The 20,972-nt window shown below is 68.2% G+C and carries 19 protein-coding genes and 1 pseudogene; 17 read left to right on the top strand and 3 right to left on the bottom strand.

From position 1 onward, the window contains the following. Positions 1 to 4 precede the first annotated feature (4 nt). The 4 genes and pseudogenes from ACXJLH_RS24725 to maiA all read left to right on the top strand — a co-directional run. Positions 5 to 403 (top strand): annotated as a pseudogene (locus ACXJLH_RS24725) (ATP-binding cassette domain-containing protein); the annotation flags it as partial. A gap of 9 nt (positions 404 to 412) precedes the next feature. Next, positions 413 to 685, top strand: coding sequence for an ABC transporter ATP-binding protein C-terminal domain-containing protein (locus tag ACXJLH_RS24720; RefSeq protein WP_457447072.1), 273 nt, complete (start codon positions 413 to 415; stop codon positions 683 to 685). Further along, positions 682 to 1,407 carry an ABC transporter ATP-binding protein gene (locus ACXJLH_RS24715; protein WP_457446925.1) on the top strand — a complete coding sequence of 242 codons (726 nt, stop codon included), beginning with the start codon at positions 682 to 684 and terminating at the stop codon, positions 1,405 to 1,407. The genes ACXJLH_RS24720 and ACXJLH_RS24715 overlap by 4 nt, the downstream gene beginning before the upstream one ends. 2 nt (positions 1,408 to 1,409) lie before the next feature. Further along, a complete protein-coding gene (gene maiA / locus ACXJLH_RS24710) occupies positions 1,410 to 2,063 on the top strand; it encodes a maleylacetoacetate isomerase (RefSeq protein WP_457446923.1) in 654 nt (217 codons plus the stop codon). 46 nt (positions 2,064 to 2,109) lie between these two features. Here maiA and ACXJLH_RS24705 read toward each other — a convergent pair whose 3' ends face one another. Next, positions 2,110 to 3,372 carry a pyridoxal-dependent decarboxylase, exosortase A system-associated gene (locus ACXJLH_RS24705; RefSeq protein ID WP_457446921.1) on the bottom strand — a complete coding sequence of 421 codons (1,263 nt, stop codon included), beginning with the start codon at positions 3,370 to 3,372 and terminating at the stop codon, positions 2,110 to 2,112. Beyond that, a complete protein-coding gene (locus ACXJLH_RS24700) occupies positions 3,369 to 4,958 on the bottom strand; it encodes an acyl-CoA ligase (AMP-forming), exosortase A system-associated (RefSeq protein ID WP_056195898.1) in 1,590 nt (529 codons plus the stop codon). Before ACXJLH_RS24700 ends, ACXJLH_RS24705 begins: the two co-directional genes overlap by 4 nt. A gap of 101 nt (positions 4,959 to 5,059) precedes the next feature. Between ACXJLH_RS24700 and ACXJLH_RS24695 the strand changes: the two genes are divergently transcribed. The 13 genes from ACXJLH_RS24695 to ACXJLH_RS24635 are packed head-to-tail and all read left to right on the top strand — an operon-like array spanning position 5,060 to position 19,229. Next, a complete protein-coding gene (locus ACXJLH_RS24695; protein ID WP_056195895.1) occupies positions 5,060 to 5,314 on the top strand; it encodes an acyl carrier protein in 255 nt (84 codons plus the stop codon). Between the two features lie 17 nt (positions 5,315 to 5,331). Continuing rightward, complete coding sequence (locus ACXJLH_RS24690; protein ID WP_457446920.1) at positions 5,332 to 6,513, top strand: DegT/DnrJ/EryC1/StrS family aminotransferase; 1,182 nt, start codon at positions 5,332 to 5,334, stop codon at positions 6,511 to 6,513. Positions 6,514 to 6,518: 5 nt separating this feature from the next. Then, positions 6,519 to 7,562, top strand: a complete 1,044-nt coding sequence (locus ACXJLH_RS24685; protein ID WP_457446918.1) for a GNAT family N-acetyltransferase — start codon at positions 6,519 to 6,521, stop codon at positions 7,560 to 7,562. Continuing rightward, positions 7,559 to 8,368 (top strand): hydrolase 2, exosortase A system-associated, encoded by an 810-nt coding sequence (locus ACXJLH_RS24680; RefSeq protein ID WP_457393166.1) that lies wholly within the window; start codon positions 7,559 to 7,561, stop codon positions 8,366 to 8,368. The genes ACXJLH_RS24685 and ACXJLH_RS24680 overlap by 4 nt, the downstream gene beginning before the upstream one ends. After that, the gene (locus tag ACXJLH_RS24675; RefSeq protein ID WP_457446916.1) at positions 8,365 to 9,219 is read left to right on the top strand and encodes a hydrolase 1, exosortase A system-associated; all 855 of its coding nucleotides are present in this window, start codon (positions 8,365 to 8,367) and stop codon (positions 9,217 to 9,219) included. The genes ACXJLH_RS24680 and ACXJLH_RS24675 overlap by 4 nt, the downstream gene beginning before the upstream one ends. Then, positions 9,204 to 9,953, top strand: a complete 750-nt coding sequence (locus tag ACXJLH_RS24670) for a tetratricopeptide repeat protein (protein ID WP_162247765.1) — start codon at positions 9,204 to 9,206, stop codon at positions 9,951 to 9,953. Before ACXJLH_RS24675 ends, ACXJLH_RS24670 begins: the two co-directional genes overlap by 16 nt. Before the next feature lie 5 nt (positions 9,954 to 9,958). Continuing rightward, a complete protein-coding gene (locus ACXJLH_RS24665) occupies positions 9,959 to 10,873 on the top strand; it encodes a glycosyltransferase family 2 protein (protein WP_056195878.1) in 915 nt (304 codons plus the stop codon). Beyond that, positions 10,866 to 11,987 carry a glycosyltransferase gene (locus ACXJLH_RS24660; protein WP_056195876.1) on the top strand — a complete coding sequence of 374 codons (1,122 nt, stop codon included), beginning with the start codon at positions 10,866 to 10,868 and terminating at the stop codon, positions 11,985 to 11,987. Before ACXJLH_RS24665 ends, ACXJLH_RS24660 begins: the two co-directional genes overlap by 8 nt. Further along, entirely contained in the window at positions 11,984 to 12,952 is a 969-nt protein-coding gene (locus tag ACXJLH_RS24655) for a glycosyltransferase (RefSeq protein ID WP_457446914.1), read from the top strand. Before ACXJLH_RS24660 ends, ACXJLH_RS24655 begins: the two co-directional genes overlap by 4 nt. Further along, on the top strand, positions 12,952 to 14,412 hold the full coding sequence (locus ACXJLH_RS24650) for a lipopolysaccharide biosynthesis protein (protein WP_457446912.1): 1,461 nt from the start codon (positions 12,952 to 12,954) through the stop codon (positions 14,410 to 14,412). The genes ACXJLH_RS24655 and ACXJLH_RS24650 overlap by 1 nt, the downstream gene beginning before the upstream one ends. Next, complete coding sequence (locus ACXJLH_RS24645; protein ID WP_457446910.1) at positions 14,409 to 15,356, top strand: glycosyltransferase family 2 protein; 948 nt, start codon at positions 14,409 to 14,411, stop codon at positions 15,354 to 15,356. The genes ACXJLH_RS24650 and ACXJLH_RS24645 overlap by 4 nt, the downstream gene beginning before the upstream one ends. Continuing rightward, positions 15,353 to 17,542, top strand: coding sequence for a GNAT family N-acetyltransferase (locus tag ACXJLH_RS24640; protein WP_457393178.1), 2,190 nt, complete (start codon positions 15,353 to 15,355; stop codon positions 17,540 to 17,542). Before ACXJLH_RS24645 ends, ACXJLH_RS24640 begins: the two co-directional genes overlap by 4 nt. A gap of 13 nt (positions 17,543 to 17,555) precedes the next feature. After that, positions 17,556 to 19,229, top strand: a complete 1,674-nt coding sequence (locus ACXJLH_RS24635; RefSeq protein ID WP_457446908.1) for an asparagine synthetase B family protein — start codon at positions 17,556 to 17,558, stop codon at positions 19,227 to 19,229. Positions 19,230 to 19,351: 122 nt separating this feature from the next. On the opposite strand, the gene ACXJLH_RS24630 is transcribed toward ACXJLH_RS24635, so the two are convergent. Then, the coding region (locus ACXJLH_RS24630) for a PKD domain-containing protein (RefSeq protein ID WP_457446906.1) at positions 19,352 to 20,972 on the bottom strand (1,621 nt) is incomplete at its 5' end.

The following is a 20,972-nucleotide window of genomic DNA, read 5'->3' as shown; positions in this document are numbered from 1 at the left end:
CGTGTCGCTGGACATCCGGCCCGGCGAGTTGCACGCCGTCATCGGGCCCAATGGCGCCGGCAAGACGACGCTGATCAACCAGCTCAGTGGCGAGTTGCGCCCGCTTAAAGGCCGCGTGCATTTCGACGGGCGCGACGTCACCGGGCACAGCATGGACCGCCGGGCGCGCGCCGGGCTGCTGCGCTCCTACCAGATCACGTCGATTTTCGAGGAATTCACCGTGCTCGAGAACGCGACGCTGGCGGCAATGGCCGTTGCGCGCCAGCCCTGGCGCTTCTGGCGTCCACTGCTCGATGACGTGGCCGCGCGCACCGCCGCCGAGGAGGCCATCGGCCTGTCCGGGCTGTCGGCTCAGCACGGTTCGCTGGCCGGCGAACTCGCCTACGGCCAGCGTCGCCAGCTGGAACTGGCGATGGCCTTGGCGGCCCAGCCCTCCCTGCTGCTGCTGGACGAACCGATGGCCGGCATGAGCGCGCAGGAATCCATCGCCGTCACGGCACTGCTGCAGCAGCTGAAAGGTCGCTACACCATCGTCCTGGTCGAGCACGACATGAACGCCGTGTTCTCGCTGGCGGACCGCATCTCCGTGCTGGTCTATGGCCGCGTGATGTTCACGGGGACGCCGGACGAGATCCGCAATCACCCCGAGGTGCGCGCCGTGTACCTGGGCGAGGAGACGGTATGAATGAACGCGAGCCGTATCTGTCCGTCCGCGGCCTGCAGGCCGGATACGGCCGTGCCCAGGTGCTCTTCGACATGAGCTTCGACGTCCGGCCGGGCGAGGTCGTCACCTTGCTGGGCCGCAATGGCATGGGCAGGTCCACCACCGTCAAATGCCTGTTCGGCATGCTGCCCTGCCTCGCCGGCGACATCACCGTGGCCGGCGAACGGGCCAATGGCCGGGCGCCCCATCGCATCGCCCGGCAAGGCCTGGCACTGGTGCCTGAGGGCCGGCAGATCTTCACGGAACTGTCGGTCGAGGAGAACCTCGTGGCGACCGCCCGAGGGCCTGCGGCCTCAGGGCCGGCGAAGGCATGGACGCTGGACGGCATCTACGCGCTGTTCCCTCGGCTGAAGGAGCGCCGCACCAACCTCGGCTCGCAGCTTTCGGGCGGCGAGCAACAGATGCTGGCCATTGGTCGGGCGCTGATGACCAACCCGCGCCTGGTGGTGCTGGACGAGGCCACCGAAGGCCTGGCACCGGTCATCCGCGACGAGATCTGGCGAACCATCCGGCAGCTGAAGGCGGAAGGCCTCGCCCTGATCATCATCGACAAGAACATCAACCGACTGCTGGACCTGGCGGACCGCCACTACGTCGTTGAGAAGGGCCGTGTCGTCTGGAGCGGAGATTCCGATGCCATCCGCAGTCAGCCGCACCTGATCCACCAGTATCTGGGAGTCTGAGCATGAAGCTCTACGGTTTCTTCCGCAGCGGCACCTCGCACCGCCTGCGCATCGCCTTGAACCTCAAGGGCATCGCCTACGAACAGGTGCCCATCGACCTGCGCACCGAGCGACACATGACGGCCGAGTACAGGCAAATCAATCCGCAGCAGTTGGTGCCAAGCCTCGATACCGGCGCAACGGTGATGACGCAAACCCCCGCCATCATCGAGTGGCTGGAGGAGTGCTTTCCCAAGCCAGCATTTCTGCCCGAAGACGCCCAGGCGCGAACGACGGTTCGAGCGCTCGCGGCCGTCGTTGGCTGCGATATCCACCCGGTCAACAACCGGCGAATTCTGGAAACACTGCGCCGCAGCTTTGGTGCCGACGATGCGGCGGTGAACGAGTGGTGTGGCACCTGGATTGCAGCGGGATTCGACGCGTTCGATGCACTGGTGGCGTCGCACGGCCGCAGTGGACCGTTTTCCTACGGTGACACGCCGACGCTGGCTGACGTCTACTTGGTGCCGCAGATTGAAAGTGCGCGGCGCTTCAAGGTCGACATCGATCGCTGGCCGCGCCTGGCAGGCATCGACCAAGCCTGCGCCGGGCTTGACGCGTTCCGGCTGGCGACTCCGGCGTTGCAGCCGGATGCCGACAGACCCGCGGGGCATTGACCCGATTGGCGACCACGCACGATGGGCCAGGGCCTGGGCTGCACGTTTAGACGAGCACTTCCACGCAGGCCGGGTGGCCCAGGAAGCCTTCGGGGCTGGCGCTGCGGCCATAGGCGCCGCTCTGGTAGACGACCGCGAGGTCGCCGATCTCGCCCTTGGCCATGTCCATGCGGTCGGCCAGCAGGTCCAGCGGCGTGCACAACGGGCCGACGACGCTGGCCGGCTCGGTCGCTGATTCGCTGCGGCCCTGGGGTTCGACGGACGCCGGGTAGTTCTTGCGCAGCACCTGGCCGAAGTTGCCCGAGGCCGACAAGTGGTGGTGCAGGCCGCCATCCGCCACCAGGAAGACCTGGCCGCGCGAGATCTTGCGGTCAACGACGCGGCTGACATAGACGCCGGCCTCGCCGACGAAGTAACGACCCAGCTCGACGACGAGCTTGGCCAGCGGCAGGTCGGTCTTGGCGCGTGCTTGCAGCCCGGCAAGGTTGCCGGCGATGGGTGCCAGATCGAGCCGCGATTCGCCTGGGAAATACGGGATGCCAAAGCCCCCCCCCAGGTTCAGGAACTTGACGGGCGACGGCGCGGCCTCGGCCAGGCGCAGGGCCAGTTCGTAGCTCTTGAGCTGGGCCTCGCAGATGGCCTCGGCCTTGAGGTTCTGCGACCCGGCGAACAGATGGAAGCCCTCGAAGGCCAGGCCATCACTGCTCAGCCGGCCCACCTCAGCCAGCACCTCGGGCAGAGCCTCGGCGTCGATACCGAACTGCTTGGGGCCGCCGCTCATGCGCATGCCCGAGCCCTTGAGCTCGAAGTCGGGGTTCACGCGCAGCGCGACGCGGGCTGGCAGGCCCAGGCGCTGCGAGGCACGGGCCAGCGGCACCAGTTCGCGCACCGACTCGACATTGACGAGCACGCCGGCCGCGACGGCCTGGCCCAGCTCGATGTCGCGCTTGCCGGGGCCGGCAAAGCTGACCTCGTGCGGGTCGGCACCGGCGTTCAGCGCCACCTGCAGTTCGCCCGCCGAGGCCACGTCGATACCGTCCACCAAGCCGGCCATCAGCTGCACCAGCGCCGGCATCGGGTTGGCCTTCATCGCATAGTGCAGTTCTAGCCCCAAGGGCAGAGCCGCGCGCAACTCGGCGACGCGGGCTTTCAGCAGCCCGCGGTCGTAGGCGTAAAACGGCGTCTGGCCGACTCGCTCGGCGAGCACGGACAGGCGCTGGCCGCCGACCAGCAGTTCGCCGTTGGCATCGCGGGGGAAGAGCACGGGGGCATGCTCAAGGGCACGCTTCTGGGGGATGGGATCGCTCATGCAGCGTGCTGTTCAAGCCAGTCGGTCGAGAGGGTTTTGCGATCGATCTTGCCGTTGGGGTTGCGCGGCAGCGGGCCCGAACGGACATCGACACCGTGCGGCACCATGTAGGCGGGCATGCGCGCCTTGCAAGCGGCAGTCAGCGCAGCCAGATCCAGCTCGGAAGCGCCTTCCGGCGGTGTTGCGATGACCTGGATGGCCTGGCCGAGGGTGTCGTGATAGACGCCGAAAGCCACGCATTCACCCACCAGGCCGGTGGCGTACAGCACTTCCTCGACCTCGGTCGGGCTGACGCGATAGCCTGAAGTCTTCATCATCTCGTCACGGCGGCCGACGAAGTACAGGAAGCCTTCGGCGTCGCGCTTGACTGTGTCACCAGAGAACACCGCGAACTCCGGCAACTGCAGGCCGCCTTCGCGCCCGCCCACGCCGACCGGGAGCGGCTTGTAGCGCTCGGCCGTCTTCTCGGCGTCGTTCCAGTAACCCAGGCCGACGAGCGCACCGCGGTGCACCAGCTCGCCCGGCTCGTCTGGCGCGCATTCGCTGCCATCCTCGCGCAGCACCAGGATCTCGGCGTTGGGGATGGCCTTGCCGATGGAGTCCGGCCGGCGGTCCACCTCGCCCGGCGGCAGATAGGTCGAGCGGAAGGCCTCGGTCAGGCCGTACATCAGGAAGGGCTGGGCGGATGGCGCCTTGGCGCGCAGCAGGTCCAGCGTCGCCCGCGGCATGCGGCCGCCGGTGTTGGCGAAATAGCGCAGGTTGGCGTCGATGGCGGCCGGCCATTCGAGCTGGGTCAGCTGGATGTACAGCGGCGGCACGGCAGTGAGGCCCGTGACCTTCTCGCGCTCCATGGCCTTGAGCACGTCCTTGGGCAGCAGGTAGTTCAGCAGCACGACGCGGGCGCCGCTGTGGAAGGCCGTGGTCAGCTGGCTGAAACCGGCGTCGAAGGACAGCGGCAGCGCGGCCAGCAGGGTGTCACTGGCACGGTTTTCCAGGTAGCTCGCCACGCTCTTGCCGCCCGCCACCATGTTGCGGTGGGACAGCACGACGCCCTTGGGCCGCCCGGTGGAGCCCGAGGTGTAGAGGATGGCCGTCATGTCGGTGTCGATGACGCGATGGCCGGCATGCGCTGGGCTTTGCAGCAGCGCAGCCCAGTCATGCACCGGCACCGGTGCCGAGCCCGCACCGCTGGTCAGCACGACATGGCGCAGCGATGGGCATTGCGTCAGCACGTCACCCAGTTGCGCCAGGCGCTCGGGCGATGTGACGAGCACCCGTACATCACAGTCCTGCAGGATGAAACCGACCTGATCGGGCTTGAGCAAAGGGTTCAGCGGTACGAAAACGCCACCGGCAGCGGGCGCGCCAAAGCTGGCGACGACGGTCTCGAAGCGCTTTTCCAGGTAGATGGCGACCCGTTCGCCACGGGCCAGGCCCAGTTGCATCAGGCCGCTGGCAAAGCCGCGCACGGCGGCATCCAGTTCGCCATAGCTCAGCGTCGCCGCACCATAGGTCAGGGCCGGGGCGTCGGGCGTGCGCTCGGCGGCAACGGCCACCAACTCGTGCAACAGGGTCGATTCGGGCATGAAAAAAGTATCTCACGCGACCCTTGAGCCAAGGGGTGAGCGCCCCGGGAGCAAGGGGGGGAGGACGGCTAAACTGCGCGGCTGCTTTTTGGAAGCTCCCAATGGACAAAGATCAGGTTCTCAGCCATGTGCTGAGGCTTCTCGACGAGGTGCTGAGCCTGAACGGCCGCGCCCAGACCTTCACCCGCGACACCGCCCTGCTCGGCGCCCTGCCCGAGCTGGACTCGATGGCCGTGGTCAGCCTGATCACCGCACTGGAGGAGCAACTCGGTCTCGCCGTCGACGATGACGACATCGACGGCGACACCTTTGCCACCGTGGGCTCGCTGGCGGACTTCGTCGCCGCCCGGCTCTGACCGAATCAAATTCGCGAATGAACGTCGACCTCACGCCTCGCTTGGCGCCCCGGCACCCGGTGCCGGGACCGCACAACAGGCAGGTCGACGCAGAGGCCCAGACGCTGCCCTGCCTGCTTGACCGGCCGGGAGCGCTGCTGACCAGCAGCGGCCGTGCAGCCATTCTGCTTGGCCTGGAGAGCCTGGCGCTCACGCCGGAGCAGCGCGTGCTGGTGCCCAGCTACCACTGCCCCACCATGGTGTCGCCGGTGCTGACGCTGGGGCATCAGCTGGGTTTCTATCCCATCGACGCGGATGGCCGCCCCAACCTGGACTGGCTGGAGCAGCATGCACCCGCCGATACGCGCGTGCTGTGCGTCGCCCATTTCTTCGGCCTGCCGCTGGATCTGCGCGATGTGCACGCCTGGTGCCAGCGCCGCGGCGTGCTGATGCTGGAGGACTGCGCGCACGCCATGTTCGGCCAGGGTGAAGGGGGCGCCGTGGGCGCGCTGGGCGATGTGGTCATTGCCAGCCTGCCCAAGTTCTTCGCGGCGCAGGACGGCGGCCTGCTGCTGGTCCGGCAGCCGGCCCGGCCGGTGGCGCCGCTGACGCCCGTGGGCCTGAAGGGCCAGCTGAAGGCGTCGCTGGACGATCTGGAAATCAGTGCGCGCCATGGCCGCCTGGGGCACTGGCGCCTCTGGGCGAGCCCGCTGCTGGCTCTCAAGCAGTTGCTGCGCGGTGGCAGCGCGCCGGCGCCCAGTGCAGCGCCTCAAGCTGCCCAATTTGATCCAGCGGGCGACTATGCACGCATCGACGTGGCGCTGTGCCATCGCGCACCGACGCGCGCTGCCAGGCGCGCGGCGTTGTTGACGTCCCGCGGTCGCGTCGTCGCCAGGCGGCAGCAGCACTACCGCGCGCTGGCCCAGGCGCTGGCCAACCAGGCGGGCATGCATCCCCTGTTCCCGGCCTTGCCCGAGGGCAGCGCACCCTACGTCTTCCCGTTGTGGGTGGACGAGCCGGACGCCGTCTACCAGGCCTTGAGAGCGCTCGGCGTGCCCGTATCGCGCTGGGACTGGCTGTGGCCAGGAGTGCCGGATCTGGCCGGTGATCAAGGAAAAACCTGGTCCCGCCACGTACTGCAGTTGCATTGCCATCAAGACATGAGCGACCAGGACCGACACTGGGTGATCGACTCTCTCCTCACCTACCGCAAGAGTTGATTGCCTTGAAAACAACTTCAAAGATGGACTGGAAACTCGTTCCGGCAAAGCAGTTGGCCGCCCTGGCCACACAGTGGGATGCACTGCAGGCGAAGGCGTTGCCGCATGCCTTCCTGCGCAGCGATTTCCTGCTGTGCTTGCTGGACCAGTTCGGCCAGGGTAGAGAGCTGCTCGCCTATCGCGAGGACGGCACGGGCTGGACGGCGGCGCTGCTGATCCAGCCCCAGGGCCAGGGTCGCTGGAACAGCTTCCAGCCGTCCCAGCTGCCGCTGGGACCCGTGCTGCTGCCGGAGGACGAAAGCCTGGAGGCGTCTCTGCAGTCCCTGCTGCGGGCGCTGCCCGGCCTGGCCTTGACCGTCGGGCTGACGCAACTGGACTCGCTGGCCCACGTCGGGCCTTTCAACAGCGCGCGGCTGCGCCACCAGCACTACATCGACACGGCCTGGGTCGACGTCGAGACCGGTTTCGAGGCCTACTGGGAGGGCCGCGGCAAGAACCTGCGCCAGAACACCCGCAAGCAGCTGAAGAAGGTCGAGGCCACCGGTGTGACGCCGCGGCTGGAGATGATCGACACGCCCGGACCGGTCGCACTGGCCATCGAACAGTACGGCACGCTGGAAAGCAGCGGCTGGAAGGCCGAGCTCGGCACCGCCATTTCCGTGGACGGCATCCAGGGGCACTTCTACCGCCAGGCGTTGGAAAGCGCAGCAGCAGCCGGGCGGGCCCGGATCTACCGCTACTGGTTCGGCGACGAAGTCGTCGCGATGGACTTGTGCGTGCACCAGGACGACTGCCTGGTGATCCTGAAGACAGCCTATCAGCAGGCCCACCAGGCGGTGTCCCCGTCGACGCTGATGCGCGCTGAGGAGTTCAAAGCTCTTTTCGACGAAGGCCGCTTCAAGCGCATCGAGTTCTTTGGCCGCGTGATGGAGTGGCATACGCGCTGGACCGACAACAGCCGCCAGCTTTTCCACCTGACCGCCTACCGGTGGGCCTGGCTCAAGGCGCTGCAGGACTGGCTCAACCGCAGCAAGACCCGCGCAGCTTGAAAGCCTCAATCGACGCCTTCTTCCTGCCAGCCGGCGGCGAGCAGCGGCTGTGCCTGTTCCATGCGCCGGCAGGTACACCACGCAGCCGGGTGCTCTATCTGCATCCCTTCGCCGAGGAGATGAACAAGTCGCGCCGCATGGCCACCCTGGCCTGCCGCGCGCTGGCCCAGGCAGGCCACGCGGTCTTGCAGATCGACCTGCGCGGCTGCGGCGACTCCTCCGCCGACTTTGGCGATGCGGGCTGGGCCGATTGGCAGGCCGATGTGCGTCTGGGCCTGGAATGCCTGGATGCCCGCGTGCCTGACTCGGTTCAGGCACCGCTGTGGATCTGGGGCCTGCGCGCCGGCTGCCTGCTTGCCGCCGCCGACTGGGGCCGGCCGGTGAACTACCTGTTCTGGCAGCCGATGACGAATGGCAAGCTGGCACTGCAGCAGTTCCTGCGCCTGAGGCTGGCCGCCGAGATGGCCAACGGTGCGAACAAGGGCCAGATGGACCAGATGAAAACCGAACTGGCCGCGGGCCGCCCGGTCGAGGTCGCCGGCTACCGGCTGGGCGCGCCACTCGCCCTCGGGCTGGAAGCCGCCAAACTCGCGCCCGCCGGCACGCCCGGCCGCGTCGAATGGCTGGAGCTCAGCACCCGCGAGGACGCCGTGCTGACGCCCGTCAGCGAACAGGCCGTCAAGGCCTGGCAGGACGCCGGCTGGGCGGTTCGCCCGCAGATCGTGCAGGGGCCGGGCTTCTGGGCCACCAGTGAAATCGAGCTGGCGCCCGAGTTGATTGCCCGCACCGCGGAGGCCTTGTCATGAAGGAATCGGTGCTGAACTTCGACTGCGAGGGCGAGCGCCTCATCGGCATCCTGGCCGAACCGGCGAACACCGCACCCGCCGAGGTGGGCGTGGTCATCGTCGTCGGCGGCCCCCAGTACCGCGTCGGAAGCCATCGCCAGTTCACGCTGCTGGCCCGGCATCTGGCGAACCACGGCGTTGCCGCTCTGCGCTTCGACTACCGCAGCATGGGGGACAGCCCCGGAGAAGCGCGCGATTTCCTCGGCGTCGACGCCGACATCGCCGCGGCCATCGCCGCGCTGCTGGCGGCCCGCCCGGCCCTCAAGCGTGTGGTGCTCTGGGGCCTGTGCGACGCGGCCTCAGCCGCCCTGCTCTACCTGGAATCGACCGGCGACCCGCGCGTCGCCGGCGTGGCCCTGCTCAATCCCTGGGCCCGCTCCGCCGCGACGCTGGCGCAGACCCATGTCAAGCACTACTACTGGCGCCGGCTGCGCGAGAAGGGCTTCTGGCTCAAGCTGCTGCGCGGTGGCGTGGGCCTGACGGCGTTGCGCACCCTGGGCGGCAACCTGCGCCTGGCCCGCGGCGCCGGCAAGGCCAAGACCGACTCGCGCAGCTTCCAGGATCGCATGGCCGCCGGCCTGCGCGCTTTCAACGGACCGGTGCTGCTGATCCTCAGCGGCGATGACTACACTGCCCGGGAGTTCGTTGGTTTTGCCCGGTCCTCGGCGGCCTGGCAGGGTCTGCTCGTGCGCCCGACGCTGGATCTGCACGACATGCCCACGGCCGATCACACGTTTTCGGCGATACAGGACCAGGACTCCCAATGTCGCATCTGTTTGGACTGGTTGAGGACGCGATGCCTAGCAATCTGAACCCCATGAACTGCGCCGGCCGAGCACTGCTGGCCCTGACCGTTGCGCTGGCCACGCTGCCGGTTTCCGCGCAGATGCAGCGCCCGGCGCTGGCGCCGCCTGGCTGTGGCGAAACGCACAACACCTATGGACCCTTCGATTACCGCACGGCCCACCAGTCGCAGCGCTACATCGTCGAGATTGCGCATTTCACGCATGGCGTCGAGACGTTGACCCGAGGTGCTACCGGCCCATTCGGCAACGACATCGGATACACGCTGGCGGTATTTCCCAACCATCCACGCGCCATCCAGTCCGTCGAACGCCTGGCGGAAAAGGAGAAATCGGATCCCGCCAAAGGCACAGACATGACCGTCGAGTGCTATTACGCCCGCGGCATGGCTTTCGTACCGAACGACCTGGTGTTCCGGATGTTCTACGTGAGCTATCTGATCCGGCGCAATCGCATGGACGACGCGCGCAAGTCTCTCGATTACGTGGTGGAGCAGGCCGGCGACAACCCGCTGACGCAATTCAACGCGGGCTTGCTGTATTTCGACATGAAGGACTACGACAAGGCATTGGCCCAGGCGCACCGCGCCATGGCCATGGGCATGACAAGGCCGGAGCTGCGCGACCGACTGAATTCGGTCGGCCGCTGGAAGGATCCCGAGCCGACCGAGGGCCCCGACGCCGCCGCGTCCGCTGCGTCTGCCACTCAGGCCGCCTCGACTCCCTCGCAGACCTCCCGCTGAGCCTCATGCCGCGCGTCAACATCGTCATCCCTGCCTACAACGCCGAGGCCTTCATTGCCGACACCGTCCGCTCGGCACTGGGCCAGACCTTCCCCGATCTGCAGGTGACCGTCATCGACGACGGCTCCAAGGATGCAACGGCCGCGAATGCCGCCCTGGACGACGCCCGCGTGCGCGTCATCTCGCAGGAAAACCGCGGCATGTCGCGCTCGCGCAATCGCGGCATGGCCGAAACGGATTCGGAATTCGTCGCGCTGCTGGATGCCGACGACCTCTGGCACCCGGAAAAGCTGCGCCTGCAACTGCAGGCCTTGCAGGCCAGGCCGGATCACGACTTCTGCTACTCGGCATTCGACGTCTGGCATGGCGAGCCCCGGCCCGACTATTTCAGGCAAACCCGGCAGGGCACCATCGATGAGTCGCGGTCCGGCTGGATCTACCCCGTGCTGGTGCTCGACAACTACGCCCTGCCCTCCTCGGTCATCTGGCGGCGCAGCGCCTGGGATCGCATGGGCGGCTTCCTGACGGACAACCAGCAGACTGACGACTGGGAATACCTGGTGCGCGCCAGCACCCAGCACCGCTTCATACGCCTGGCCGAGTCCTACGTGCTGTACCGCCAGCATCCCGTCTCGCTGTCGCGCCGCATCCCGGCCACCAACACCACCGAGCTGATGCGCGCCGAGCTGATCCGGCGCTTCGGCATGAGTTCGCCAGCCGGGCACGACGTGGACCCCGTCGCGCTGCGGCGCTTCCAGCACAAGGGCTGGTGCAATTTCGCCGACGCGCACACCGCCAAGGGCGATCTGTCGCTGGGCCTGAAGACCTTTGCCGGCCTGCTGCGCAGCGGCCCCGATCGCGGCCACACGCTGACCAAGATGGGCAAATCGCTGTTCCGCCGCTGGGTGCCGAATGACTGAACGCCTGCGGGTCGGCATCAGCGCTACCAGCCTCAACACCGCGCATCTGCGCGGCATGGGCAAATACCTGCTCGAGATGTGCAGCCAGGCCCGGCCCGAGGACGGCGTGGCCTGGACGCTGTTCGCGCAGGACGCGCGCCGCCCCATGCACCTGCCGCGCGAGCAACAGGTGCAGGCCGACATCTTCGATTTCCCCGGCGACCGCTTCTCGCTGTGGGAGCAGGTCGGCATGCCGCGCCGCACGGGTCAGCACCACCTGGACGTGCTGCACTGGGCCGAGAACACCATGGCCTGGTGGCAGCCCTGCCCGGCCGTCGTCACCATCCACGACACCATCCCCTGGGAGATGGAGACCGACACGCGCTGGCAGCACTGGTATTGGCACCGGCTGATGCCGGCGGCCTTCCGGCGATGCGCGGCCGTCGTGACGATCAGCGAGTCGTCCAAGCGCGACATCCTGGCGCGCTGGCCCGAGCTCGAGGCCAAGCTGACCGTCATCCCGCACGGCATTGAAGAGGCCTATTTCGAGCCCCCCATCAGCACGTTGCCGGCCACGCTGACGGCGGCCCTGGCCGGCGCGCGCTTCGCCGTCTATCTCGGTGGGCCGATGCAGCGCAAGCGCTTCGACTGGGCCCTGCAGACGCTGGCCGCCCAGCCCGATGCGACGCTGAAACTCGTCGCCTGCGGCTTTGGCGCCGACGCCCGCGAGGCCGCGCGCAAGGCCCTGCCCCACGAGCTGCAGGGCCGGGTCGTATTTGCCGAGTTCCTGTCCGACGCCGAACTGCAGGCCCTCTACCGCGACGCCGTCGCCGTGCTCTACCCAACGCTCTACGAGGGCTTCGGCTTCCCGGCCGTCGAGGCCCAGGCCGCCGGCACGCCCGTCATCTTCAGCCCGCTGGGCAGCCTGGCCGAACTGGTCGGGCCGTTGACGACGCTGGTGCCGGCCGAGGACCTGGCGGCCTGGGCTGCCGCGCTGAACGACGCCGCGACGCTGCCTCCCGAGGCACGTGCCGACAAGGCGGCCCGTGCCGCCGCCTGGGCCCAGGGCTTTCGCTGGGGCGAGAGCTGGCGCCGCCATCTGGAGGTTTACCGCCGCGTGGCCGCCCAGCGATGAAGCGGCTGGCCGTCATCGTCTGCACCTGGAACCGGGCCGCCCTGCTCGCGACCACGCTGGCCTCGCTCGGCGCCATGCACGCGCCGGCCGACACGGCCGTCGAAGTGCTGGTGGTGGACAACAACTCGACCGACGACACGCAGGCGCGACTCCAGGCCCTGCAACCGGGCTGGCCGCTGGGCCGCCTGCATGTGCTGTTCGAGCCCCGCCAGGGCAAGCAGTTCGCGCTGAACGCCGGCATCCGCCGCGCCCGCGAACTGGGCTGCGATGTGCTGGCCTTCACCGACGACGACATCCTCTTCCCCGTGGACTGGCTGGAGAACATCGCCGCCGTGTTCGACGCCGATGGCCCGGCCCTGGCCGGCGGACGCACGGAGTTGCAATGGCCCCCCGGTGGCCGGCCCGCCTGGTATCACGACAGCATGGCCGCGGTGGTCGGCGGCGCCGACCTCGGGCCTGAGCGCATCGCGCCGACCCCGCCGGAGTACGCACCGGCCGGCGCGAACCTGGTGGCGCGCGCAGCGCTGTTCGATCGCGTCGGCCTGTTCTCCGAACTGCACTTCCGGCACATGGACCTCGAGTTCGGCCAGCGCTGCCAGGCGCGCGGCGAGGCGGTGACCTATGAGCCGTCGCTGTGCATTACTGCGCCCGTCGACGCGGCCGTGCTGACGCGCCGCTATTTCCGCCGCTGGGCCTTCAAGGCCGGCCTGTCGTCCTGGTGGCCGCCCGGCAGCCGCGAGTTCGCCGGCGTGCCGCTGTGGCAATACCTGCAGCTGCTGCAGGACGGCATCGGCTGGCTGCTCGGGCCGTTGCGGCGCGAACCCGTGGCCGAGCGTTTTGCGCGCGAACTGCGCCTGCTGCGCTGCTGGGGTCGCGTGGACAGCCGCTGGCGGTCGCACTGGTCTCCGGCGACCTACTCTGCCTGGGTGGAACGCCACTCGCAGAAGAAGCAGGGCCTGTATTGATGAACACGGTCCGCCGCTCGCTCGGCTTCGCCTTCCTGGAGCGCTATCTGCTGATCGGCCTGCAGCTGCTGTCGTTCACGCTGCTGGCACGCCTGCTGACGCCGCAACAGATCGGCCTGTACTCGGTGTCGATGGCGCTGATCAGCATGGCCCAGGTCGTGCGCGACTTCGGCCTCGCCAACTACCTGATCCAGCGCAAGGACCTGGGCCCTGAGGATGTCGGCAGCGCCTTGGGCACCTCGCTGCTGCTCGGCGGCGGCCTGTTTGCCGGCATCCACGCCGTGGCGCCGTGGATCGGCGAGTTCTATGGCGACGCGAGCCTGACGCACATTGTGCGAATCATCTCCATCAACTTCCTGATCCTGCCCTTCAACTCGATCTCGATCGCGCTGCTGCGGCGCGACATGCGTTTCGACGTGCTGATGCGCGTCAACGTCGCCGCCGCGGTCGTCGGCACCTTCACGACGCTGGGCCTGGCCTGGGCCGGCGTGGGCGCGGCCAGCCTGGCCTGGGGCGACGTCGGCGCCAGCCTCATTACCGCGCTGGGTGTCAGCCTGGCCGGCGCCTGGGGGCGGCTCGCCCGGCCACAGCTGCACCGCTGGCGCGAGATCCTGCGCTTCGGCGGCCCGGTCACGGCAGCCAATGTCGTCACCTCGGTGTCCATGGACATCAACGACCTGGCCGTGGGCAAGCTGCTGGACTTCGGCCAGGTGGCCATCGCGAGCCGCGCGCAAGGCCTGATGAACCTCTTCCACCGCGACATCATGGGCACGGTGCGTTCGGTCGCCTACCCGGCCTTCGCCCAAGCCCACCGCGACGATGAGCGGCTGGAGCAGCGCTTCGTGCAGAGCCTGGGGGCTGTCAGCGCCGTCGCCTGGCCGTTTTACGGCTTCGTCGGCCTGTTCGCGCTCGAGGTGCTGCGGCTGATGTTCGGCTCGCAATGGGATGCGTCGGCGCCCCTGGTGCCCATCTATTGCGCCGCCGGCGCGGTCAGCGTGCTGAACAGCCTGATCCCGACGCTGATGTTGGCCGCTGGCCATGCCAAGCTGGTGGCGCTGGCTGACCTCATCATCCAGCCGGTCAAGGCGCTGCTGCTGATCGCCGTCATCTGGCATTGGCGGGCGCTGGAGCCGCTGGCGCTGGGCGTGCTGGCGATGGCCGTGGTGGCCGTGCCCTATTTCTATGCCTTCAAGCAACGCTGCCTGCCCAGTGACTTCGGCGCCATTGCGCGCGAGCTGGGGCGCAATGCGCTGCTGGCCCTGGCCTGCCTGCTGCCCGCCGCCCTGGTGGCGGCCTGGCTGCGCCCGGCCGGCCAACCGCTCGCCCTCCACGCCTTGCTGGCCTGCGCCGGCCTGACCGTGCTGATCTGGCTGGTCGGACTGAAACTGCTTGGCCATCCGCTGTACGCGGAAATCCGCGCTTTCCTCGATCGACGCCGTGCCGCGGCGGCCGCGTCATGAAGGTCTTCGTCGTCATCGTCACCTTCAACGGCGCCGCCTGGATTGCCGGCGCGCTGCAGTCCCTGCGCGACAGCAACCATCCCGGCACGGCCGTCGTCGTCGACAACGCGTCCACCGATGCAACTCGCGACCTGGTGCGCCGGGACTTCCCCGAAGCCGTGCTCATCGAAAGCGCCACCAACCTCGGCTTCGGCCGCGGCAACAACCTGGGCATCGCCCACGCCTTGCGCGCCGGCGCCGACGCGATCTTCCTGCTGAACCAGGACGCCTACGTCACGCCCGAAGCCATAGCCCAGCTCGTGGCCTTCCTGGAGGCCGAGCCGGGCTTCGACATCGTCAGTCCCCTGCAGTGCAGCCCCGACCTGGGGCGAGTCGACCCGAACACCCAGAGCGCCTATCTGCAGCGCCATGCGCCGGGCTATCTGTCCGACGCCTGCCTCGGCCGCGTGCAGCCGCACTACCCCATCCGCGGCATCAATGCGGCGGCCTGGATGCTGCGCGCCAGGGTGTTCAGCCACGTCGGCGGTTTCGACCCGCTGTTCTTCATGTACGGCGAGGACGACGACCTCATCGAGCGCTTCGCCCATCACGGCCTGCACACAGCGCTGCTGCCGGCCGCGCGCATCGTGCATCTGCGCGCCAAGGCAGCCCGGCCGCCGCAGAGCTGGGGCAGCCAGGTCAGCAGCCGCGGTGAGCGCAAGCGCTCGGAGCTGTTGCTGGACTTCAAGCGCCCCGGCGGCAGCCTGCCCGGCCAGTTGCTGCGGCTGCTGGCCGCTGGCGTCGTGCAGCCGCTGGCTGAGCTGCTTGCCAACCACGACCTGAAGGCCTTCCTCGGCAGCCTGCTGGCCAGCCTGCGTGTGCTGGCGGAGCTGGGCCGCATCCGCCACCATGCCCGTCTCTGCGCCAGGACGGGCGCACATTTCCTGGATCTCGACACCCCATGAACCCCGGCCTGGACTGGCAACTCCACACGCTGACCCCGGTGCAAGGCCTCGGCCCCCACCGGGAGGCCTGGGATCGCCTCAACGGGCAGCTCATGGGCGGCCACGGCATGCTCGATGGCTTGTTCGTCGATGCCCTGCTGCGCCATTTCGCGGCGCAAGGCGTGCTGCTCGCCATCGCCAGCCGCGAAGGCGAGGCCGTCGCCATGCTGCTCATCAACCCCCAGACGCGCGGCCTGGGTGTCTGGTCCAGCTTCCTGCCCTCGCAGACGCAGATCGGCCCCAGCCTGATCCCGGCCGGGTTGGAGCTGCGCGGCCTGCTCGTTGCGCTGCCCGGCTATGCGAGCGAGCTGGACCTGTTGTGCAACGACCCGCACTTCGGCGACCTGCGCGAGCTGCCCAGGCTGCCCGTGCAGAGCCAGCCGCATGCGCTGACGATGAGCGTCAGCCTGAAGGGCAGCTTCGATGACTACTGGGCTCAACGACCGCGCAAGCTCATCCAGAACATGCGCCGCTACCTGCGCCGGCTGCAATCCGAGCCAGGTGGAGAACGGTTGACCGTCACCAGCGCACCCGAGTCGATCGAGGCTGCGGTGCAACGCTACGCGGGGCTGGAGTCCAGCGGCTGGAAAGGCCGCGAAGGCACGGCCGTCAGCAGCGACAACCCGCAGGGGCCCTTCTACGCCGAAGTCATGCGCGAGTTCGCCGCCCGCGGCGAGGCGCTGGTCTACGAACTCTGGTTGGGCGAAGAACTGCTGGCCTCGCGCATGCTGCTGCTGAGTGGTGGCATGGCCGTCATGCTGAAGACGGCCTTCCACGAGCAGTTCGAGCGCTTTGCGCCCGGCCGCATCCTGCTGCTGCGCACGCTGGAGGACTTGTTCACGCGTGCACCAGGCGGCGGCGTCGAGTTCTACACGAACGCCGAATCCGACCTGCTGGCATGGTCCACGTCGCAGCGCTGGATCAACCATGTGAGCGTCTATCGCCACCGCGGCCTGCCGGCCCTCTATGGCCTGCTCAGGCGCGGCAGCCGCGGCTGGCACGGTCGTGCCAGCCAACCGGTGGACACCGACATCATGGTGAGCCGCAGCGGCGCCAGCGTCGACACCTACGTCCACGTGCGCGAGCTGCCGGCGGATGCACTTGCCCTGATGCACAAGGCCGAGCAGCGCCATGTCGAGCTGGGTGCAGACTGGTACGCCAACCTGATCGACACCGTCTATGCCAGCGAGCCGCAGGCCCAGGTGCGCATCCACGTGCTGCGCCGCCAGGGGCGCGTGCTGGCCGTGCTGCCCACCGTCGCGCAGAGCGGGGCACTGGGCCGTGAAATCAGCGCGCTGTCCAACTTCTACACAGCCATCTACGCGCTGGCGATGGAAGACGACGTCGAGGCCGAGGATCTGCTGCCGCTGACACGCGCCTTGCGACGGACGGGCGGCGGCGCGGCCGCCTATCGTTTCTCGCCGATGGACCCGGATTCGCGAGAGTTCGCGCTGCTCAAGAGGGCTTTGACTCTTGCCGGCCTCAGCACGCATGCCTACTTCTCGTTTGGCAACTGGTATGAGCCGGTGCGCCAGAACTGGGCCGACTATCTAAAGGGTCGCAGCGGCCAGTTGCGCAGCACGATCAAGCGCATGGGCAAGAAGTTCGCGAGTGAAGGCGGTCGGCTGGAGGTCGTGCGCGACGGCGACGCGCTCGAAGGCGCACTGGCCGCCTATCGCGATGTCTACGCCCACAGCTGGAAGGTGCCCGAGCCCTACCCCGACTTCATGCCAGGCCTGATCCGCCTGTGCGCGCGCCGCGGCTGGCTGCGCCTGGGCCTGGCCTGGCTTCACGACAAACCGGTGGCGGCCCAGATCTGGATCATCGCCAACGGCCGTGCCAACATCTACAAGTTGGCCTACGACCAGGCTTACAAGGCGCTGGCTCCGGGCACGCTGCTGACCGCCCTGCTGATGGAGCAGGCGCTCGACCTGGAGCGCGTCCAGGAGGTGGACTATCTGATCGGCGACGCCCCGTACAAGGCCGAATGGATGAGCCAGCGCCGCGAACGCCTCGGGCTGGTCGCCTACGACCCCTTGACGCTGCGCGGCCTGGTCGGCCTGGTGCGCCAGACCGTCGGCAATGCCTGGCGGCGCCTGCACGCACTGCGAAGCACTGCCCATCCCAACGACAATCCCGCGTCCTGACCCCAAGACCCGCATGCAAGCCCAAGCCCTGCCGCCCGACACGCCGTTCGCCTCCGGCTCCCCCCGCTTCAGCGCGCGCGCCGGAGATGCGTTGGCCGCTTGGCGCCAAGCCTATGCCGCGCGCGGCGCCGCCTGCGCGGCCGACGTGGGCGGCGAATTCGCCGTCGCGCTCGACCTCCCCGGTGGGGGCAGCTACCTCGCCATCGATCGCTTCGCCGTGCACAGCCTGTGCTACGCCGTGCGGGACGGCCGCCTGCACTTCGCGACGCGGGCCGACGAACTGGCCCGCCAGCTCGGCATCCGCGAGCTGGATACCCAGGCCCTCTTCAACTACCTCTTCCATCACTGCATCCCGTCCCCGCGCACCATCTACGCCGGCATCCACCGCCTGCCGCCGGCCCACTACGCGCTGTTCGAGAACGGCCAGCTGACCGTCGCACCCTACTGGGTCGCGCGCTTCGACGAGCAGGCCCGGCCCAGCTTCGACGCGCTGAAGGAGGAGTTCCACGGCATCCTGCGCGCGGCGGTCAAGGACAGGCTGAGCGCCGACGGCAAGACCGCCTGCTTCCTGAGCGGCGGCACCGACAGCTCCACAGTCGCCGGCCTGCTGCGCGAGGCCACGGGCCAGGCGCCGGCCAGCTATTCCATCGGCTTCGAGGCCGAGGGCTATGACGAGATGGAATACGCGCGCATCGCCGCCAAGGCGTTTGGCGCCGACCATCACGAGTACTACGTGACACCGGCCGATCTGGTGGCGGCCATCCCCGACGTCGCCGCCCATTACGACCAGCCGTTCGGCAATTCCTCCGCAGTGCCCGCCTTCTACTGCGCGCGCAAGGCGCATGACGATGGCTACCACCGCATGCTGGCCGGCGACGGCGGCGACGAGCTCTTTGGCGGCAACACCCGCTATGCCAAGGAGCGCGTCTTCCATGTCTACAGCCAGATTCCGTCGCCGCTACGCACCGGCGTGCTGAACCCGCTGTTCGTCAACCCGGTCACCGGCAACATCCCGCTGCTCAAGAAGGGCACCAGCTACATCCGCCAGGCCCGCGTGCCCATGCCCGACCGCATGCAGAGCTACAACCTGCTGGACCGACTGGGCATGAGCGAGGTGCTGACGCCAGCCTTCCTGGCCGCCGTGGACACCGGCGCACCGCGCGACCACCAGCGCGCCACCTGGGCCGCCGGCCCGCACGAGGCCAGCCTCGTCAACCAGATGCTGGCCTTCGACTGGCGCTACACGCTGGCCGAGAACGACCTGCCCAAGGTCATCGGCACGACAGCCCTGGCTGGTGTGGACGTCGGCTTCCCGCTGCTGGACACGCGGCTGCTGGATTTCTCGCTGAAGCTGCCGACCAGCTACAAGCTCAAGGGCCTGAAGCTGCGCTGGTTCTTCAAGGAGGCGCTGCGCGGCTTCCTGCCCGACGAGATCCTGACCAAGAAGAAGCATGGCTTCGGCCTGCCCTTCGGCCCCTGGGCCGTCAAGGACGCGGCGCTGAACGCACTGGCCGCGGAATCACTGCGCGGCGTGGCGGCACGCGGCATCGTGCGCACCGAGTTCGTCGAAAGCCTGCTGACCCAGCGGCTCAAGGAGCATGCCGGCTACTACGGCGAGATGGTCTGGATCCTGATGATGCTGGAGCAGTGGCTGCGCCGGCATGCGCCAGACTACCGGCTCGCCTGAACGACGGGCTGCAAGTCCCTCCTACCGATCAAGCGGTTGCTGACCTATCCACTTTGACGGTTGGGTGCCCTCTTCGGGTTGGGGCATCCATCCCATCACCTGCAACGGCCTGGCCATCTTGACTATTGAGATGCGGTCCAGGCCTCCACTTCGGCAATGCGCGAGAGATAGTAGGCCGAGCTATTCACCAGCACGCGGATGCGCTGTGTGGTGATGGGCGCGAAGACGAATTGCCGCCACACCTTGTTGTTGTTGATGACGCTGCCGCCCGGCACATCCACCCACCCGGCACCGTTCCAGTACTGGACTTCGAAGTGCAGGATACCGAAGTTGCTGAACGTCATCGCCAGCGTCGGCACTGAGGGCGAGTAGGCGTTGTCCTGCAGCGTGAACACATCGATTTCGCTGATCGTCTGCATGCCGTTGAAGTCGATCTGCACCCAGTCCGGGTAGACGCCCGAAGTGCCATCCGCCCACGCACCGCCAGCTCCCCAGTTCAGCCCCAGCCGATCGCCGTCGATGACCGCGCTGGCGGGAAATCTGGAGTCAAAAGTGCTGGACGCTGTGGCGACGCCGCCGTTGGCGGCTGCAGCGACATTGACCGCCTGTCCTCCCGTTGCCGCCGTGATCACCACCGCCTGCGTCTTGCTGTGGGTCAGACCTCCAGCGTCGGTCACCGTCAACGTCACCGTGTAGCTGCCCGCCGCGCTGTAGCTCTTCGTGACCGACACCCCGCTGGCACTCGTGCCGTCCCCGAACGTCCACGCGTAGCTGGCGATCGGGCCTTCCGCATCCGTGCTSCCGGCGCCGGAGAAGCTCAGGTTCGCGCCCACCTGCCCACTCGTCGGGCCGCTGATGTTGGCCACCGGCGCCTGGTTGGCCGGCGCCGTGATCACCACCGCCTGCGTCTTGCTGTGGGTCAGGCCTCCAGCGTCGGTCACCGTCAACGTCACCGTGTAGCTGCCTGCAGCGCCGTAGCTCTTTGCGACCGACACCCCGCTGGCACTCGTGCCGTCCCCGAACGTCCATGCATAGCTCGCGATGGGGCCTTCCGCATCGGTGCTGCCCGCGCCGGAGAAGCTCAGGCTCGCGCCCACCTGCCCGCTGGTCGGGCCGCTGATGTTGGCCACCGGCGCCTGGTTGGCCGGCGCCGTGATCACCACCGCCTGCGTCTTGCTGTGGGTCAGGCCTCCAGCGTCGGTCACCGTCAACGTCACCGTGTAGCTGCCTGCCGCGCTGTAGCTCTTCGTGRCCGACACCCCGCTGGCGCTCGTGCCGTCCCCGAACGTCCACGCGTAGCTGGCGATCGGGCCTTCCGCATCGGTGCTGCCGGCGCCGGAGAAGCTCAGGTTCGCGCCCACCTGCCCGCTGGTCGGGCCGCTGATGTTGGCCACCGGCGCCTGGTTGGCCATGCTGCCCGGCGTCCACGCCTCCACCTCGACAATGCGCGAGAGATAGTAGGCCGAGCTGTTCACCAGCACGCGGATGCGCTGTGTGGTGATGGGCGCGAAGACGAACTGCCGCCACACCTTGTTGTTGTTGATGACGCTGCCGCCCGGCACAYCCACCCACCCGGCACCGTTCCAGTACTGGACTTCGAAGTGCAGGATACCGAAGTTGCTGAACGTCATCGCCAGCGTCGGCACTGAGGGCGAGTAGGCGTTGTCCTGCAGCGTGAACACATCGATTTCGCTGATCGTCTGCATGCCGTTGAAGTCGATCTGCACCCAGTCCGGGTAGACG

The organism is Roseateles sp. P5_E4 (assembly GCF_054049255.1).
The sequence above is the reverse complement of the archived record's forward strand: the minus strand, read 5'-3'. Positions and strand labels throughout refer to the sequence as shown.

Bases quoted from the DNA above. Each gene is read 5' to 3' on its own strand.
- ACXJLH_RS24705 (WP_457446921.1), bottom strand. From the start codon at position 3,372: ATGAGCGATCCCATCCCCCAGAAGCGTGCCCTTGAGCATGCCCCCGTG.
- ACXJLH_RS24720 (WP_457447072.1), top strand. From the start codon at position 413: ATGGCCTTGGCGGCCCAGCCCTCCCTGCTGCTGCTGGACGAACCGATG.
- ACXJLH_RS24660 (WP_056195876.1), top strand. From the start codon at position 10,866: ATGACTGAACGCCTGCGGGTCGGCATCAGCGCTACCAGCCTCAACACC.
- ACXJLH_RS24645 (WP_457446910.1), top strand. From the start codon at position 14,409: ATGAAGGTCTTCGTCGTCATCGTCACCTTCAACGGCGCCGCCTGGATT.
- ACXJLH_RS24670 (WP_162247765.1), top strand. From the start codon at position 9,204: ATGCCTAGCAATCTGAACCCCATGAACTGCGCCGGCCGAGCACTGCTG.
- ACXJLH_RS24665 (WP_056195878.1), top strand. From the start codon at position 9,959: ATGCCGCGCGTCAACATCGTCATCCCTGCCTACAACGCCGAGGCCTTC.
- ACXJLH_RS24655 (WP_457446914.1), top strand. From the start codon at position 11,984: ATGAAGCGGCTGGCCGTCATCGTCTGCACCTGGAACCGGGCCGCCCTG.
- ACXJLH_RS24675 (WP_457446916.1), top strand. From the start codon at position 8,365: ATGAAGGAATCGGTGCTGAACTTCGACTGCGAGGGCGAGCGCCTCATC.
- ACXJLH_RS24650 (WP_457446912.1), top strand. From the start codon at position 12,952: ATGAACACGGTCCGCCGCTCGCTCGGCTTCGCCTTCCTGGAGCGCTAT.
- ACXJLH_RS24690 (WP_457446920.1), top strand. From the start codon at position 5,332: ATGAACGTCGACCTCACGCCTCGCTTGGCGCCCCGGCACCCGGTGCCG.
- ACXJLH_RS24715 (WP_457446925.1), top strand. From the start codon at position 682: ATGAATGAACGCGAGCCGTATCTGTCCGTCCGCGGCCTGCAGGCCGGA.
- ACXJLH_RS24700 (WP_056195898.1), bottom strand. From the start codon at position 4,958: ATGCCCGAATCGACCCTGTTGCACGAGTTGGTGGCCGTTGCCGCCGAG.
- ACXJLH_RS24695 (WP_056195895.1), top strand. From the start codon at position 5,060: ATGGACAAAGATCAGGTTCTCAGCCATGTGCTGAGGCTTCTCGACGAG.
- ACXJLH_RS24635 (WP_457446908.1), top strand. From the start codon at position 17,556: ATGCAAGCCCAAGCCCTGCCGCCCGACACGCCGTTCGCCTCCGGCTCC.
- ACXJLH_RS24640 (WP_457393178.1), top strand. From the start codon at position 15,353: ATGAACCCCGGCCTGGACTGGCAACTCCACACGCTGACCCCGGTGCAA.
- maiA (WP_457446923.1), top strand. From the start codon at position 1,410: ATGAAGCTCTACGGTTTCTTCCGCAGCGGCACCTCGCACCGCCTGCGC.